The organism is Cytobacillus sp. NJ13, from assembly GCA_030348385.1.
Classification (GTDB): domain Bacteria; phylum Bacillota; class Bacilli; order Bacillales; family Cytobacillaceae; genus Cytobacillus.
Genome location: JAUCFP010000006.1, coordinates 5005220 through 5022941, shown reverse-complemented (window position 1 = coordinate 5022941; position 17722 = coordinate 5005220). Strand labels below are relative to the sequence as shown.

The 17722-nt window shown below is 40.1% G+C and carries 17 protein-coding genes and 1 riboswitch; of the genes, 1 reads left to right on the top strand and 16 read right to left on the bottom strand.

Features of this window, described 5'->3' with window-relative positions:
* Positions 1 to 12: 12 nt before the first annotated feature.
* Genes QUF73_24800 through QUF73_24785 form a run of 4 tightly spaced genes read right to left on the bottom strand, consistent with a single transcriptional unit; the run spans position 13 to position 3981 of the window.
* Positions 13 to 741 (bottom strand): LysM peptidoglycan-binding domain-containing protein, encoded by a 729-nt coding sequence (locus QUF73_24800; protein MDM5229335.1) that lies wholly within the window; start codon positions 739 to 741, stop codon positions 13 to 15.
* Between the two features lie 55 nt (positions 742 to 796).
* The gene (locus tag QUF73_24795) at positions 797 to 1420 is read right to left on the bottom strand and encodes a CPBP family intramembrane metalloprotease (protein ID MDM5229334.1); all 624 of its coding nucleotides are present in this window, start codon (positions 1418 to 1420) and stop codon (positions 797 to 799) included.
* 6 nt (positions 1421 to 1426) lie between these two features.
* Positions 1427 to 2926, bottom strand: coding sequence for an ATP-dependent DNA helicase RecQ (locus QUF73_24790; protein ID MDM5229333.1), 1500 nt, complete (start codon positions 2924 to 2926; stop codon positions 1427 to 1429).
* Complete coding sequence (locus tag QUF73_24785) at positions 2923 to 3981, bottom strand: helix-turn-helix domain-containing protein (protein ID MDM5229332.1); 1059 nt, start codon at positions 3979 to 3981, stop codon at positions 2923 to 2925. The genes QUF73_24790 and QUF73_24785 overlap by 4 nt, the downstream gene beginning before the upstream one ends.
* Before the next feature lie 260 nt (positions 3982 to 4241).
* Here QUF73_24785 and QUF73_24780 point away from each other — a divergent pair, with 260 nt between their 5' ends.
* Positions 4242 to 4490 carry a ferredoxin gene (locus QUF73_24780; protein ID MDM5229331.1) on the top strand — a complete coding sequence of 83 codons (249 nt, stop codon included), beginning with the start codon at positions 4242 to 4244 and terminating at the stop codon, positions 4488 to 4490.
* A 146-nt stretch (positions 4491 to 4636) separates the two neighbouring features.
* Here QUF73_24780 and QUF73_24775 read toward each other — a convergent pair whose 3' ends face one another.
* The 12 genes from QUF73_24775 to QUF73_24720 form a co-directional block, all read right to left on the bottom strand.
* Positions 4637 to 5221, bottom strand: a complete 585-nt coding sequence (locus tag QUF73_24775; protein MDM5229330.1) for an ECF transporter S component — start codon at positions 5219 to 5221, stop codon at positions 4637 to 4639.
* 162 nt (positions 5222 to 5383) lie between these two features.
* A riboswitch (FMN riboswitch) is annotated at positions 5384 to 5554 on the bottom strand.
* Between the two features lie 146 nt (positions 5555 to 5700).
* Positions 5701 to 6513 (bottom strand): histidinol-phosphatase, encoded by an 813-nt coding sequence (locus QUF73_24770; protein ID MDM5229329.1) that lies wholly within the window; start codon positions 6511 to 6513, stop codon positions 5701 to 5703.
* Positions 6514 to 6582: 69 nt separating this feature from the next.
* Complete coding sequence (locus tag QUF73_24765) at positions 6583 to 7482, bottom strand: LysM peptidoglycan-binding domain-containing protein (protein MDM5229328.1); 900 nt, start codon at positions 7480 to 7482, stop codon at positions 6583 to 6585.
* Between the two features lie 217 nt (positions 7483 to 7699).
* A complete protein-coding gene (locus QUF73_24760) occupies positions 7700 to 8959 on the bottom strand; it encodes a hypothetical protein (GenBank protein MDM5229327.1) in 1260 nt (419 codons plus the stop codon).
* Positions 8934 to 9485, bottom strand: coding sequence for an RNA polymerase sigma factor SigX (gene sigX / locus QUF73_24755; GenBank protein MDM5229326.1), 552 nt, complete (start codon positions 9483 to 9485; stop codon positions 8934 to 8936). Before sigX ends, QUF73_24760 begins: the two co-directional genes overlap by 26 nt.
* 254 nt (positions 9486 to 9739) lie before the next feature.
* The gene (locus QUF73_24750; protein MDM5229325.1) at positions 9740 to 11524 is read right to left on the bottom strand and encodes an ATP-binding protein; all 1785 of its coding nucleotides are present in this window, start codon (positions 11522 to 11524) and stop codon (positions 9740 to 9742) included.
* A complete protein-coding gene (locus tag QUF73_24745; protein MDM5229324.1) occupies positions 11521 to 12237 on the bottom strand; it encodes a response regulator transcription factor in 717 nt (238 codons plus the stop codon). Before QUF73_24745 ends, QUF73_24750 begins: the two co-directional genes overlap by 4 nt.
* 442 nt (positions 12238 to 12679) lie before the next feature.
* On the bottom strand, positions 12680 to 13861 hold the full coding sequence (ccsB, locus tag QUF73_24740) for a c-type cytochrome biogenesis protein CcsB (protein MDM5229323.1): 1182 nt from the start codon (positions 13859 to 13861) through the stop codon (positions 12680 to 12682).
* 12 nt (positions 13862 to 13873) lie between these two features.
* Entirely contained in the window at positions 13874 to 15505 is a 1632-nt protein-coding gene (locus tag QUF73_24735) for a cytochrome c biogenesis protein ResB (GenBank protein ID MDM5229322.1), read from the bottom strand.
* 20 nt (positions 15506 to 15525) lie between these two features.
* Positions 15526 to 16050, bottom strand: coding sequence for a thiol-disulfide oxidoreductase ResA (locus tag QUF73_24730; protein ID MDM5229321.1), 525 nt, complete (start codon positions 16048 to 16050; stop codon positions 15526 to 15528).
* Positions 16051 to 16236: 186 nt separating this feature from the next.
* Positions 16237 to 16962: a pseudouridine synthase gene (locus QUF73_24725; protein MDM5229320.1), complete on the bottom strand. Its 726-nt coding sequence runs from the start codon at positions 16960 to 16962 to the stop codon at positions 16237 to 16239.
* Positions 16963 to 17185: 223 nt separating this feature from the next.
* On the bottom strand, positions 17186 to 17722 hold the full coding sequence (locus tag QUF73_24720) for a spore maturation protein (GenBank protein MDM5229319.1): 537 nt from the start codon (positions 17720 to 17722) through the stop codon (positions 17186 to 17188).

Below are 17722 nucleotides of genomic sequence, written 5' to 3'. Positions count from 1 at the left end.
TTTTCGATCCTTTTATTGTTCAAGCGGAATCTTTAATACCTGGCCCGTTTGTATCTCATTCGACGGCAAATTATTGGCTTGCTTTATTTTTTCAATTCCCGACTGGGATTTATAATAAGTCATGGCAATTCTAAAAATTGTTTCCTTTGGTTTAACCGTATGGTAAACAACTTTGCCTTCCTTTTTTATTTCTTCCAGTTCCTTTGTCCCGGCTGTTTTAGAAGAGTCTGTAGTTTCAGGAGCTGTTTGCTGGGCTTGCTTTTTGGGTTCAGATCCTTTATCTTCTACATCGGTATTTTGAGGGACCTGTTTTTCCTGCTGGACTTTGGCATCTTCTGTTTCTTGAGCATCCTCAGCTTTTTCAGGTTTCTCAGGTTCCTGGGATTCCGGCTCTTCTCTTACTTCTATAGTTGTCTCTTTATCTTTATCATTTGTGGCAAAAACGACCGTTTCAGAACCGGTTTCCTCAATTTCTGCATTTAACCCGGCATTGATGCTTTTATCACTACTTACATATTGATAAATACTGAAAATGGTGATAGGCAAAAGGATAAAGAATAAAGCAAGCAGGCGAATAACAGGGTATTTAATCTTCCACTTACTCTTTTTTCTTTTTTCATGATGAACACGGCTCCGTGGCGGCAAGGCTGATTTTTGCCCGCTATTTTCCGTTTCCTGTTTTCGGTCAATCTTCTTACGGAGTCTTTCGGCTTGATCTCTATAAGGGTCTTCTTTATTCATGTTTCATCCCTTCCTGTAATAAAAAAATCATAAGAAGTATATTTTGATGCTGCTGTTAATGATCGTTAATTACATTCTCCTCTTCCGCTTTCCTTTTAGATTTTACCAGGTAACGTTTTCGAATAAGAATACCAAGAAGAAAGTCAATCAGAAAATGCATAACAATCGTAACAAGCAAATTATTAGTTATATGATAAATATAACCTATTAAAAAGCTTAATGTAATAATATTTACAAACAAAAACCAATTAAAAAGATACCGATAATGAACAAGCGCAAAAATAAGACTTGAGATAGCAAGGCCGAAATGGGTCTGAATAACTCCCCTGAAAAGAAGTTCTTCACTAAAAGCCACCACTGCAGCTATAAAAGCAATATGGAGAAAATTGCGATTCTGAAAGATTTTCTCATTTAATCCTCCATCATCATACAATTTTTCTGGAAGAACCTTCATCAAGACGATATCAATCAGGACAACTGCCGCTCCTGCCGCCGCTCCAATTACCAGAATATTTATATCATCGAATACAAAAAGAGCTTGGAATTCCTCAAAACTATTAAACAATATTATACTTAGAATCAAAGAAATGGATAAAATAAGCACCTGAGTAAGATAAAGATGAAATAATAGTTCCTTGTCTGTCAATTCCTTAATGATATCCGCGTATCTTTTTCTCATTTTGGTTCACTCACTTGGAATCAGGAGGTATTCAAGATGATTTTTCCAATCATACAGCGGGCTTTCCTGATTATCTGAATTTGTATTTCTTGTGAAATTTTCAAATTGCAAACCGCAAATATCACAGCAGGATTGGACGGAGGCATTTTTTTCCTCATCAAAATAGGAAAGTATATTCTCTCTTCGGCATGTCTTCTTGTGTATCCACTTATATACTTCCTCAATGCTAACCCTTTTCAATTTGATTCTGCCTTCGTAATACCCTTTCATCTCCTGCAGAATCCTTCTGTAATCGAGTCCAGATTTGCTTTTCCGCTCAAAAAAGTCATTAAATATTCTCCACTGAACATCGGTTAAACCGGAACGCTGCTTAATTTGCTCTTCAAATGGACCAATATTCAGGATCGCATTTGGGTTTTCTTCTACCCATTCCCTAATCCAATCAATTTGTGCTTTGTCAGGCAATTCACTTTCTGCAAGCTGTATGGGAAGCTGCTCATCACCCGGTGCATAGAGCATGATGGCTATACTTTGATTTCCATCTCTCCCTGCTCTCCCAATTTCCTGCAGATAGGATTCAATCTGAAGAGGCATATGAAAGTGTATTACAAACCTGATATTATCTTTATTAATCCCCATGCCAAAGGCGCTTGTAGCACAAATAAGATCGAGCTGCCCATGAATAAATTGCTGCTGCACAAGGATGCGGCTTTCCTGGTCCATTCCCCCATGGTAAGCCATCACTCTTTTGGCTCCTTTGTCCCTAAGCAGCTCAGCTGTCTGTTCCGCCATTTTTTTGCTGGAAAAATAAATAATTCCAGGACCCTGAAGGATTTCAGCAAGCTCCACAAGTCTATCTGTTTTTTCACGGAAATTCTCTAACTTTTCTACAGATAATGCAATATTAGGCCGGTCAACGGAGTAAATAAATTCGCTGCAGTCCAGTATGCCAAGTGACTTTTTTATATCTGCTTTAACGTCAGGGGTAGCTGTAGCAGTTAAAGCCAGTGTAACCGGGTTCCCAATCATTTTTCTGACTTCGCCAAGCTTTAAATAATCGGGCCTGAAATCATATCCCCATTGGGAGATACAATGAGCTTCATCCACAACAAATAAAGCAATGCGCAATTTCTTCAGCTGAGATAGTACTGATTCATAATAAAGCATTTCAGGTGAAATAAAGATAAACTTATATTGATTTAGATGAATCAATGCCTGTTTTTTCTCTGCACGTGTTAAAAAAGAATTGAATGCAATTACTTTTTTTTCCCCATTCATCATAAGCTGTTCAGCCTGATCCTGCATCAGGGACAGCAAAGGAGATATAATAATCACCTGGCCTTCAATCATATATCCCGGCAGCTGATAACAGAGGGATTTCCCTGTACCTGTAGGCAGCATGGCAACAGTATTTCTCCCTGAAAGCACAGATTCAATGATCTCCTTTTGTCCTGGTCTGAAGGAAGGATAGCCAAATTTGCTCTGCAATACCGCTTCTAATCTCATTGTCCCTCTCCAAGCTTTGCCATGACTAATCTGATTTCAAAATAATCGGATTCCGGCACGATTTGACGTATTTGCTTTAATTGCAATGAATCAGCACTGTTCGCTGCTTGAAGAATCAATTTCTGTTTCTTCTCCGATACATAACGTGTGATATTAAAGCCGCTGTCATTTAACGCTACCTCCACCACATGATCCTCAATTGTGCTTTTTTTCAAGTTTCTCGCTTTCGCTATAACATCCAAATCCAGTCCCTGTTTTAGCAGTGTGTAAGTTCTTTGGGCCGACAACGTTAGCTGAACTTCATTTCCTGCCCCGCTCACTAATTTATCGATAAGCGGATATTCGGCAGCATTTTCTCTTACGCTTGCAAGAATATGATGAATGGCTCCAAGGAACTGATGGTGGTAATAATCCTGCCTGATTCCCAGCTGTTCTGAAGCCTGAACAGCAGTGAGGCCAATACGGTTATAGCCCGTCAGCCTCAATGTCAGCACAGCAGGATTAATATCACTTAGTCTTTCGAGGCACTGGCAAAGTTCCCTGTTCAGCACACCCCCTACTTCCTCGCGGGCAAATCCAGATGTTCTCAAAAAATTTTTCAGCCAGTCATGAACATCTTTTTTTCTTTGAATAGGGAGGTATTTTACATTGTTATTATTTAAATGTGATATAACCTGAATTAAAAGAGTAATCCTCTCCCAAAACAAGTCACCTGCACTATGATACAGCCATCCGTTTAATGAAGACGGTATTGGACATTCTAAAAGAGACCCTTCCAGCTTTTCCTTACCCTCTGCAGTCAAAATGTAATGCTTTTCATCAGTAGCAGTCATCCAGCTGCTGCTTACAATTTCTTGTGCAAGATGATCCAGAACATCTCTGCTTAAACTTCCAAATGTCCGAAAAAGCGGGGTTAGTTGAAATAAATGAGCATCTTGGATGGTTTGGGAAGACTTTTTTCCATTCAGCAAATGCAAAATGGAATATATAGTTCTTTGTCCCTGTAACTCTTTAACACAGTACATTATTACAGTTTTCAAATAAGATCTTTCCATTTTTTTCACCTTACGGCCAAAGATTTTTTTCTTGTTTTAATAAGCTTGTTCTCCTTCTTCCATTTTATCATGAAAGAAATCGGCAGGCCGTTTTTATTATTTTTTTAGTGGGTAAATTATGCCTAAACCCTTATGTGATAAGCATTCTCAATACATTTTCTATTGAAAAGTTGAACATTCAGTTTTACAATAGATGTGAGGAATGTGTTACCATCATCTTGATGGACGATTAATTGTTTAAATCTTGGGAGGTTTTTTTCATGGCAAAGTATACAATTGTTGACAAAGAAACATGTATTGCATGTGGAGCTTGCGGTGCAGCTGCACCGGACATTTATGATTATGATGATGAAGGCATCGCATTCGTTACCCTTGATGATAACCAGGGTATCGTTGAGATTCCAGATGTATTAGTTGATGATATGATGGATGCATTCGAGGGCTGCCCAACCGATTCAATCAAAGTAGCTGATGATGCTTTTGATGGCGATCCGCTGAAATACGAATAATCCTTCAACCATACTTTATCCTTTGTTAAGCTGCTGCTCCCTTTCGTCATGAAAGGGAGTTTTTTTGTTAACTTTTAACAAGCTTGCATGGAGTGAACAGAAAAAGCAGCGGCACACATTTGCCGCTGCTTAGGATTTTATATTAATTATGCTGCACTTTTAATAACAGCCTGCTTTTCCACCCAAGTTCTCATGCGTGTAAAAATAAGCATGAAAACAATTGAAATGATTAAACCTTTTAACATATTGAATGGCAATATCCCAGTCACAATCATTGTTCTCATTTCAGGTGCTGACATTGCAGGGAAGTTAAGGAAGAATGTATATGCCGGCAGAATTACAAGGTAATTGAGCACACTCATTATGACAGCCATAACCATGGTGCCGATTACAAGCCCAAACGTCATGCCCTTTTTTGTTTTCAGCTTGCTGTACACATAATAAGTCGGCAGGACAAACAAAATGCCTGCAGCAAAGTTTGCAATATGCCCAACAGGTACTCCTGTTGCACTCCCTGTCATGAAGTAATCAAGAATATTCTTTATAAGCTCCACTAAAATCCCTGCTGCTGGACCAAAGATTAACGCTGCGATTAATGCAGGAATATCGCTGAAGTCAATCATTAGAAATTGCGGAAACGGCGGGATTGGGAAATTGAGCAGCATTAATACGTAAGAGATGCTGCTTAGCATTCCGATGGCAACCATTGTTTTGATATTAAGTTTTTTCAAGTTCCTCTCTCCTTTTTAGGACTATCTCTCCTAAAGAAGAAAGGTTCAGCAAAGCAAATGTCTTCGCAATAAATAACCCTCAAGCAATTATAACTTGAGGGAGAGTTGCAAAGGCACGCTTAATAACGTTCAAAACCTGCATTTTTTGAACGTCTGCAGAACCTCCATCTTCTCCCATCCAGACTGTACTGTCGGCTTTGGAATCGCACCAAATCCTGCCCAAATTAACCGCAAAGCTTTTTATTCAAAACTCTGCTCTCAGGCTCGCGGGCTTAGAGTCAAGAATGACCCATCACCGCCGGTCGGGAATTTCACCCTGCCCCGAAGATAGACCGTATTTATTTATACAGATTAATTATACTGAAAAAAAGTTATTCTGTGAAGGGATATGTTTACCTGTCAGGTTTAAATCCATGCCAATACACTTTCAGTTTTTTTAGATATAACAAAAAAGACGGCATTATGCCATCCTTTATATATTATCCAAGCGGAAATTCCTTTCTTTCTCCCTTTGAGAAGGTCATGATGGACTGATACCCCACTTCTCTTGCTAAATCAATTGCTTTTTCAAAATCTGCACCTACATGTTCAGGAAAGTGCGCATCAGACGAAAGAACAATTGGGATATTTTTTTCATGGCATTTCTGAAGAAGCCGTCTGTCCGGGTAAAGTTCCCCCACTGGTTTTCGCAGACCAGCCGTGCTGATTTCAACACATGTCTTGGATTCTGCCAGCGCACTGGCTGCACGTTCATATTGCTCCAGCAAAAATTCTTCGTCCTGGGGCACATATTTAAAAATTTTCACGAGGTCTAAATGGCCAACAATATCGAATAAATTTGACTGAGCAAGAGTGACCACCTGATCAAAATACTTTCGATATACATCATATAGATCCCGTTTATCCCATTCTTTTCTAAATTCAGCCAGGTCTATGCCAAAATCTCCAACCCAATGAATGGATCCGATAACATAGTCAAATGAGTAACTATTAATAAACTTCGCCATTTCACCGTGCTTGCCGGGCGTGTAGTCCATTTCAATCGACATCTTTACATCTATGTCATTGCTCCACGCTTCATGAAAAACATTCACATAGTCTTTCATATCATAAAAGCGCCTTTCGTTTACCCATGGATTCTGCAGGATGTCTGCTGTCTGATAGAAATGATATGCGTGCTCTGAAATTCCAAAAGACTCAATCCCTTTCTGGGCTGCAGCATCTGTGAATTTCTTTAAATAATCCAGGCTCAACGTCCCATTTTCGAGATGATTATGATAGTCTGTAAGCATTTCTCAAACTCCCCCAGTTTTTTTACCCATTATACTTTAAGGGAGTAAAGCGGTGCAATCATTTCTCTTCTATTTTTTGCGAATGATTAGAATTTGTCCAATTTTTATAATATCTGAATCAGCATTATTTAAGTCTTTGATTGCTTCTGCAGTTGTATCATGCAATTTCGCTATAGAAGATAGAGTATCTCCCTGTTTAACAGTGTATTCTCTATATTTCTCGGGTTTTATCAATAGCTTTTGACCTGAAAAAATGTTATGAGGATTAATATTATTTAAATCCGCAATATCCCCGGCCTGCAAATTATAGTGTGCAGCAATAGACCATAATGTTTCCCCTGTTTTAACTATATGGTATGTTTCCTCGGAATCATTTTTTATTTTCCTTGACTCAAAATTAGACGGCTGTGCAGAAACTTCACGCGCATTTTCATCTTTAATCACTGTATTTACAGCTTGTCCAACTTCTCCTATCCCAAATGCAACAGAGGGATCAACTGCATTTATTTTATCAGCTGTCCATGCCTGCGTATGTATTTCAAAATGGAGATGCACCCCTGAGGAGTCACCCGTGCTTCCCATCAGTCCGATTTTCTGTCCCTGCACAACATTTTCGCCTTCAGCAGAAAAGCGTTTATCCAGATGGGCGTATACTGTTTCAGTTTGGTTGTTATGTTTAATGAATATCACGTTCCCGTATGTTTGGGAATAATAAGACCTCGACACAATTCCTGCGTCAACAGAATAAACAGGAGACCCGGAATCTCCAGCTATATCGATGCCTTTATGATGCCCTTCCCTTGTCCCAAACGTATCTGTAATGACACCATCTGCAGGCCATACCCAATGCTCTGTCAGTTCCGAAATTTTTGGCTCGGCAGCTTTAGAATGCTTCCCTCCCAGAAATAACAGACTCACACAAAGAGCCATTATTCCTGCGATAAAGAAACGCCTTATGTAATCCTTCATTCTTTTCCTCCTATGTTGTCAGCTGAAATATCCGTACGAGTGCCTGTCATTGACCGCACTCTCTTTCACCCTATGACAGCTTGTACTCTTTTAGAACAATTAACAATAAAGCTCTTAAAAGCACAGTTATTAGTATACTTCGAGCAGCATAGTTTTTATGCAGACCTGAGGGATTTTTATCCCTAAAAAAGAAAAGGCAGCCACATGGGCCGCCTCTCTAATTTGGTAAATCTCGTTTATTAGCTGCTATTGGTACCTTTAATTCTTCAGTAAGGTCAAACTTGCCTATTTTATCAACATCTGCATTTTCCAGTTTCACCGTGTCAAAATCAAAGTCTTTTGCCGTCAGAAGTATTGCTTCAATCGCATGAAGTGTTGATTCATCATCAATTATTTCTGATTCATTATTAAAACGGATTAAGAGTTTGCCATCCTGTATTTCTTCTGTTTCAAAATCAATATCTTCTGGTATGGATGCCTGTAAATTACTTTCAGTCCGGTTTTGCTGCATGGCTATTAGTGCATCTTTTATAGAATTGAGCTGTTCTCTCAGCGGGACCAGGAATGGTGTTGAATCTGCTCCATTTGGATAAAAGAAATAATAAATTAAGTTACCATTGCTATTTTCTGGGATAAATTCCTCTCTATATCCGTAATGGCTAAATTCAATGCCGGTTTCCCCTTCAGTCATGAGGTTAATCTTTTCTATATCAAGATTATTCATTATATTGGACAAGACCTTCTCTAAAAGTAATTCTGTCGCGGAAGATATACTATATGGATGATCCGCTGGCACATTAACAGTTAACATTTTATTTCCCTGATCATAGGTGAAATTTGCCTTCAAAGGATAGTAATCATCTAAACCCCATTCATCTTCGGTAAGCCTGCTCATCGTGTCTTCAAATTGTTCAAATTTCGTCCTGGCAGGGTCTTCATCAATTAAAACACTGACGGGTACAATATTTTGCGCATCCTTATCCGGAATCGCATAAGTCAGTACCTCTTTCCCTGCCAAGTCTTCTTCATAAACGGCAGTAGGGCTTGATTCTGATGCAACTGTCTTCTCGCTTATCTCATCATTTGTTTCCGCTTCCGGCTCAGTGGACAGCTGTGCCTGGTCCTGTTCTTCTGAGCCTTTTTCTTTAGCAATTAATTCAGAGTCTTCCTCTTTTGCTTCCAGAATAGTGTTATTTTCACTTGTTATTTGTTCTGATGAGGTTGATCGGTCCGCTTTCAATTCGACCTGCTTATCGGCAGACTCCTGCCAGCTCATAAGGTTTGGGGCGAGAATAAAAAGCAGGAGCAATGCAGCAGCCGCTGCGACAGATGGCAGGATCCACGTTCTGTTTTTTTGCTTTCCCATCTTAATTTCGATGGCTTGATAAATGTCTTTCGGATCACGATCATCTTTAATTTTAGGCATTTGGCTCAGCAATTCCTGAAGCTGCTCATCGCTCCACTTTGATTCCTTCATTATCCATTCCCTCCTTTACCTTAAAATCTTCCATATGTTTTTTAAGCACCTTTAAAGCACGATGCTGGGTTGTTTTTACCTTGCTTTCGGTCCAGCCAAGCGAATCCGCTGTTTCATTTATGCTGAGTTCATGTATATATCTCATAATTATGACAAGCCTCTGGTCAATGGTGCATAAATCCAGACAGCGATAGATCAGCTGAATCTCTTCCCTTTGCACGGCAATTTCTTCCGGCAAGGGCAGCTCATCCTTTACCTCCTGAGTTGACCAGTCAAATTTCTCCATAATCCTTTGCTTCCATCCCTTTTGCTTGCGAAAGGAATCTATGGCAACATTCCGCGCAATTGAAAAGAGCCATGTTTTTTCGCTGCTTTTCCCTTCAAACCTTTCATATGATTTTAATACTCTTATATAGACTTCCTGGACTAAATCCTCAGCCAGTTCCTTGTTTTTGACCATATAAAAAAGAAATTGAAAAACGTCATGATGGTATTTTTTATAAAGTTCATCAAAAACGGAGTCCATGGATTCCCCTCCCCGTTCAATAAAATAGTCGTTCTTTCTCTAAAAAAAGTTACAGTTTAACTATATTATTATTTTGCAGAAAAGCGCAAGAGCCTGTTTGGGAACAGGATTACTCCCTTGCCTTCAAAAAGGCCGGCCTATTGCTTAGAACAGAATTTCAAAAAAATAGGGAAGGAAATTTCATGCATCTCCTTCCCTAAGCCTATAATTAAGTGTTTCCCGTGTATCAAGAACAATCGTCACATTTCTCGCCTTTATCCTTCATTTCGAGGGATAAAGATTGAAAATGTCGTACCGTGTCCTGTCTTGCTTTGAACGGTAATATGACCTTTATGAGCTTCAATTATATTTTTTGCAATTGCAAGGCCAAGGCCAGTTCCAGATCGGCCCCTTGTTCTTGCTTTGTCCGCTTTGTAAAAGCGTTCAAATACAAACGGCAGGTCTTCTTCGGGAATCCCTGAGCCAGAATCTTTCACTTCGATAAACAGTCCCCGTTCATCACTTCTTTCTAGCACTTTTACCTCTCCATTCTGAGGGGTATGCCGGATGGCATTATCAATCAGATTGGTCATGACCTGTTCAATTCTGTCCGGATCAATTTGAATAGGGACACCCTTGCTTTGCAGATCATGTTCCAGACTAATTTCCTTCTCTTTTGCCAGCCCCTGAAACTTCCTGATAATTCTTTGCAGATAGGAATTCACTTCAGTTTCTTCCATTGTCAGCTGAATATGTCCGGCTTCCATTCTGGCAAGATCCAGCAATTCATTCACAAGCCGGCCCATTCTCAGGGATTCATCATAAATGACACTTGCCATCTCTTTTTTCTCTTCGTCCGTTCCGGCAATATCATCGACAATCGCTTCACTATACCCCTGCATCATAGAAATCGGCGTCCTTAATTCATGAGAAACATTCGCTATAAAATCGTTCCGGAGCTTATCAAGCTTACGCTCCTCCGTCATGTCCCTGATAACCGCAACCGCTCCTCTTATATATTTATTATTATAAAGAGGGCTGACGATTATTACCCAGGAACGTCCTTGTATAGAGATTTCGCCAATCTGCTCCTTCTCGGTATTAACAGCAAGCTGGAAAAGCTCCATGACTTTGGATGGCACTTCCTCTGTATTATTCTCAATGTCATCCAGTTCATAAAACCAGCTTTGCAAAAACCGCTCTGCAGGAGGATTTGTGATGAGAATCGTGCCATCCCGGTTGAAGGTGATAACCCCATCAGCCATCCCGCTTAGAATGCTTGCCAGCTGTTCTTTTTCCTGGCTTAGAGCATTCATATTGAATTTCAGCTGTCTGCCCATTTGATTAAAAGCCATGGCTAATTCGCCAACCTCATCATTAGTCAGAATCGGAACCTTTGTATCAAATTTACCTCTTGCGACCTCAAAGGCAGCTTCTTTCATTTTTCTGAGCGGAGAATTAATTCTTGTCGATAAGAAAAATGCAAAGATGGTTGTTAAAATAATGGCAACTCCTGCAGCCAGCAAAATAAACTTAGTCGTTGAACGCAGTGTTTCATGCATGACTTCAATGGACTGATAAATAAAGACTGCCCCATTGCTGCTGTCACCTCCAAGAGGGACTCCGATTATAAGAATCTTGCTGTCGTCATCTGCGTCTACGTCTGTATACTCAGGATTAACGGATGTTACTTTTTTTACAGTCTTATCTTCCGTGAGAACTTCTTTTAAATCATCTTCCTCGGTGAGGTAGGAGATAGGGAGTTTTAATGAACCTGTATGGTTGGGAGAATAGTAGTACTCATTCGGCGAGTTAATAATAACTACTTTTGTAACATCGTCGACAAGTTCCCAGGAAATCTCCAAACCGACTTCACGGTTATGCTCTTTTAGAATTCTGGTTATTTTATGGGCGGTATTCGATAATCCTTTTTCTGTTTCATTTATATGGTAATTCTCAAAAAATTCAAGCAGCATGACTGTTAATATCAGCAGTACAAAGGAAACTAATAAAAGAATTGTGCCCCATAGCTTACCTGCAACACTCCTAAAGAGCATCATTCATTGATAACCTCGAACTTGTAGCCCACTCCCCAAACAGTTACAATCATTCTGGCAGCCTGCTCAGAAACTTTATTTAATTTTTCACGCAAGCGCTTCACATGTGTATCGACTGTTCTTAAATCTCCGAAAAATTCATAGTGCCACACTTCCTTAAGCAGCTGCTCCCTGTCAAAAACCTTATCCGGTGCCTTTGCCAGGAAATAGAGAAGTTCATATTCCTTTGGAGTTAAACTGACTTCTTTCCCATCAGCCAACACTTTGTGAGCATCATTATCAATCGTTAGATGAGGAAAAACGATTACATCTTTTGCTGTTGTTTCTGTTTGAAGGTAGGTAGTTTTAGAAGACCTGCGCAATAATGCCTTCACGCGTAGCACAACTTCCCTAGGGCTGAAAGGCTTTACAATGTAATCATCAGTGCCCACTTCAAACCCCTGTACGCGGTTAACTTCTTCCCCTTTGGCTGTCAGCATGATCACAGGAGTAGCTTTTTTCTCTCTCAGCTCTCTGCAGACTTCAATGCCGTCTTTGCCGGGCATCATTAAATCCAAAAGAATGACATCGTAATCATTTGCCAGAGCTTTTGATAAAGCCTGGTTTCCATTTTCCGCTTCATCAATGGAATAATTTTCACGCTCAAGGTACATCTTTAATAAACGGCGGATTCTTTCTTCATCATCCACTAGTAAAATTTTTACTTGTTTTTCCATTTTCCAAATCCCCCTAACCTTCAATAAAAATAAATAAAGCTTTAATTAAAGCCTCCACTGTTGTGAAGTGAAGGCTTATGTTTAATATCAGAATTTTTATCTTTGAATTTTGAGAACTGTCTAGCTCCACAAGGAACGCTTCGACAGCATAATCATCGCACGATTAAAAGCGTTAGCTTTTAAGAGGAGCGCCTACCCCCTCGAGGTCACAAGCTTGTCTAGTTTCGGCTCCTAGGGACGAAAGACTAGCCAATCCCTTCCAGAAGGAAAGAACACCTTCTTGCAGGGCTCGTCTTATGCTTGTCGTCCCTGGGCAGTCGCCTCCACATTTCGGTTTGTCTTGTTTCGGCTCCTAGGGACTCGGGGTCATGCAGACGTTGCTACAGGACGTGGCGTTCTTAGTCTGCGTTCCTTTGTGAGCGAGGCGCTTCCGCTTTTATATTTATGATCCGGCGTAAGAGTGCAATCCTGCAATGACCAGGTTTACCGCAACCAGGTTAAACATGATAATGATAAAGCCGATTACTGCAAGCCACGCAGACTTTTCACCATGCCAGCCCTTTGAAAGGCGAAGGTGAAGATAGGCAGCATAAAATAGAAAGGTAATAAGAGCCCATACTTCCTTTGGATCCCATCCCCAGAAACGAGTCCAGGCGATTTGTGCCCATATCATGGCAAAAATCAAAGCTCCGAGCGTAAATACCGGAAATCCGATTAATACTGAACGGTAGCCGATCTCATCAACCAAATCCAGATTAATATTTTTTGCAAGCGGCTGAAGCGCAGCTCCAACCCTTTTTCGGAGAATCAATCTTAAGGCAAGATATAGAATGATACCTGAAGCCAATGACCATATAACTGTATTTAATTTTTTTGCATTGATAATTGCAGGCATTTCGGCCAGAGGTTCAAATTTCCCTTCCGTAATCAGCTGCCCCTCGTTAGGACCAGTTAAAGCAGGCATATGATACTCAAGAACAGCTTCCTGTCCGTTCTTATCAATCCAGTTAAACTCGGCCTTGTAGCCGGAAGCTGAAAAGCTTGAGCTTATAATGATAAAGCCAAGTGTACAAACCAAGCCAAACATAACGGCTTCAAGCCAGAACCTCTGTTTGCTTTGCTTGGTTTGATCGACTGATTTTACCAAATAGATTATTCCTGCAGCAAAGCTTACAGCCAAAATAGCCTGCCCAACTGCCGCAGTTGTAACGTGAATATGAAGCCAATCACTCTGCAAAGCCGGGATCAGCGGTGAAACTTCCCTCGGAAACATACTTGCATAAGCGATCATAAGGACCGCAACAGGAAGCGTAAAGACTCCCAAAATAGGTGTTTTATAAATTAAGTAAATAATAATAAAAGCACCTACAAGCGACATTCCAAAGAATGTTGTAAATTCAAATAAGTTGCTGACAGGCGCATGTCCGGCTGCAATCCATCTCGTAATAAAGTAGCCGAGCTGTGCAGCAAATCCGATAATCGTAATCCATAATCCAATTGCTGCCCATTTGTTTGGCCCTTTGTTTGTATTTTTCTTATCCTTTATGGAGCCAGCAAAAAAGACAGTAGCAATTAAATAAAGGATAAAAGCTGTGTATAGTAAATTGCTGCTTATTGTAACCACTCAGATTCCTCCTTAGCCTTTCTTTTCACTTTGATCTTGCAGCTGGTCTTCCGGCACCTTAATTCCGGTTCCGTCCAATGCTGCTTCTATTTCCCTTTTAAGTCCATGCCAGTTTTTGTTAGTGTGTCCGGCTACCCACACTTCTCCATTGACACGGCGCAGCCAGATTCTTCGATGATTCCAATAAGACCCTTGTGCAACACCTATCATGAAAATAACACCGCCCAATGCGATAATCCATAGGGTCAAATCTTTTCGGACAGTCAGAGCCGATACATTTTTAGTATCTATGCCTTTAAATGCCATCTTATATTCATTATCGCCAAAAGGTTCAATTGTCTGCCGGATTGCAACAAAGCTAATTTCTCCATCTGGCTTATCCGGAGTAAACATTTTAAAAACAAAGGCAGGATTATTAGGAACTCTGGACTTTGTAATCGGTTCCCCATTTTCATCAAATTCAAAATCGGGAAAATAGCTGACAACTTCCGCTTTAAAGCCATTTCCTAGATCATAAACATCCTGAGGATCATTCAGGTCGACTGTTAAATCACCATATTCTTCACCCGTTTTTTTATTTGTCAGGGCAAAGGACATTTTGTTAAGCTCATTAAGCTTATAATCTACTTGGTATAATGCAAATTTTTCAAACTTCAAAGGTTTATTTACCTTAATTTCATAGTCCTTAACTTTCGCGAGATCAGCCTCTTCCCCTGCAACTGTATCTCCCTGTTTTTTATAAAGAGTCACATTGGACTGATAATTTTTTGCTACCATCCCTGCTTTATCAATCGCTTCTTCAAACACTTCTTTATCTTTCTCTTTATCGTACATTTCAAGGATGAAGCCATCATTTTTAAGGTAGTATTGTCCATTGGTTTCAGGGATAACCTTTGTCTCGCCTTCCCGGATCCAAAGTATTTTGTCAACGTACATGCCTGGTACAAAACGCAGCATTCCGCCGATTAAAAATATGATAAGTCCTACATGATTAACGTATGGGCCCCATCTTGAGAAACGTCCCTTCTCGGCAAGGATGTTTCCATCCTCTTCTCTGATGCTGTATTTCTTGGATTTTAATTTTTCTTTTGCCATTGTAAATGCCTGATCAGTATCTTCTGCCTTTGACACTCCAAAGACCCGCTGGCGCTGCAGATAGCTTTCATGACGGCTTACCCTCTGTTTTTTTAGAGCCCTGTACAAAGGGACAACCCTATCCAGACTGCATATCACAAGCGATATGCCGATTGAGGCAATTAAAATCAAATACCACCATGAGCTGTAAAGGTTATGAAATCCCAGATCATAGTATAATTTACCTATCCAGCCATATTGATCTTCGTAATATTCTTCAGCAGGCATGATCGGCGGAATATACATTTCCTGAGGCAGAATTGTTCCAAGGGCTGAAGCAATCAGTGTTATTACAATCAGCCAGACTCCAACCTTTACAGATGAGAAGAAATTCCAAATCTTATCAATTATCGTTTTATTATAGGTTTGCGAACGGCGTGCACTTCCTTCATACCGCATATCCAGAAGCTTCTTATCTTTTTCTTTTTCTTCCAATACCTTGCCGCAAGACTCACATAGTATCGTACCTATGGGGTTAACATGGCCGCAGTCGCATTTTACTTCTTTCATATATAAAAACTCCCCGTAACTTATGGTTTAATCTGTTCCATATAGTTCTTGATCGTATCTTCAGTCATCTCTCCTGTAATATACTTGACTACCTTACCGTCTTTATCGATAAGGAAAGTTGCAGGAAGAGGATTAATCCCGTAAGCTGATTGGACCTGGGTATTCTTATCAATGACAATCGGGAAAGATAAATCGTAACGCTCAGAAAATTTATTAACTGCCAAATCTGTTTCTCCTACATTGACAGCCAAAACCTGAACACCATCATCTTTAAATTGCTTATATTGGTTGTTCATATATGGCATCTCTTTCTCACAGGGCTTGCACCATGTTCCCCAAAAGTTCAGGAAAACACCCTGGCCTTCATAATCTGATAACCGGTGTTTATTTCCATCCATGTCTGTTAGAACAAAATCAGGTGCCTTTTCTCCTACGGCAACCTTTTGAATCTTGTCTTTCGTAAAATTAGCGTATAGCGTATATGCCACGGCAGCACCAAGGACAAGCAATATGATTGTTCTCATTATCAGACGCTGCTTTTTCATAAAAAATTTCCCTCCTAAGGCATCCTTTTCAGATCAAACATCGTACCCATTAACAAATTAATATGTAACATATGGAAAAAGAAATTAGCCTCATAGCTGTTTACTATTATAGCATTTTTCATCATACCTATATTGTTAACAAATAATCGTAACTGTGACACTTCTATGAATTTTTTTAAAAACTCACTATTTCTTTTTCATAGCAAGTGCCCGCAGCTGCTTAACTTCATGGGCCGTAAGTTCTCTCGCATCTCCCGCTGATAAACCCTGCAAAGTGAGGTAGCCATATCGCTCCCTCTTCAGTTTCAGAACGGGGTGGCCAATGGCTTCAAACATCCTCCTAACCTGGCGATTGCGTCCTTCATGGATGCTGATTTCCACAATGGCTGTCTGTTTTTTCTTATCCATTGATAAAAGTTTGGTTTTGGCAGGTGCTGTTTTTCCATCTTCGAGTATCACACCTCTTTGAAGGCTTCTCATGCTTTCTTTTGAAGGGATGCCTTTTACCTTGGCAACGTAGACTTTTTCAATCTCATTGCTTGGGTGCATTAAAAGATTTGCAAACTCCCCATCATTAGTAAGAATGAGAATTCCGGATGTATCATAATCCAGTCTTCCAACAGGGTAAATTCTTTGTTTGATTCCTTCAAAGAAATCCGTGACGACTTTTCTGCCTTTATCATCGGAAACGGCAGAAATTACGCCTCTTGGCTTATAGAGAAGGAAATAAACGGGTTCCTCCCTCTCAACTGGAATTCCATCCACTTCAATCCGATCTGAAGGAGATACCTTAACTCCCAGTTCCTTCACTGTTTTTCCGTTAACTTTTACACGGCCTTCAGCCATTAGTTCTTCCGCTTTTCTTCGCGAAGCAAACCCGGCATGGGCAATAACTTTCTGCAATCTTTCCATATATGTCACCTCAAAGTTTTATTAACAGTATTTCATACTTTTTCACTCCTACTGAATTATGACATAATTCGTCAAGTTTTCAAAGCAAACCATAGTCAAAACAGCTATCATTATAAACAATCTATATTTACTGAAAGTTGAGAATTTGAAAGTAAAATATAAAAAGATACCCCCAAACAAGGTATCTTTTGTGCTAGAAAACTTCTTTACTTTTAACGCTCGCTTACATACTGCCAAAAACAAGAGTTACGATCACAATGGAGGCAATGATGCCTGCCAAATCGGCTAAGAGTCCGACTTTGAGGGCATCTCCCATTTTTTTGATTCCTACCGCTCCAAAGTAGACTGTCAACACATAAAAAGTTGTATCTGTACTGCCCTGAAGCACTGAGGCAAGTCTGCCTATGAACGAGTCAGGACCATGGACAGCGATTAAGTCACTGGTCATTCCCAGAGCTGCAGTTCCAGAGATCGGACGGATGATAGCCAGGGGTACGATATCAGGAGGTACTCCAATGGCATCTAGTCCGGGCCTGATCAGATCCATAAAATACTCCAAAGCGCCGGAAGCCCTGAAGACCGATATGGCTACAAGCATGCCGACAAGAAACGGAATGATAGATACAGCAATTTTTATGCCTTCTTTTCCGCCTTCAGTAAAGCTTTCATAGGTAGGAACTTTCTTAAAAGTTCCATATATTAATATAAAGCCTATTAAAATAGGAATAAACCAAAGGGAAACAGCTGACACAATCTCCAT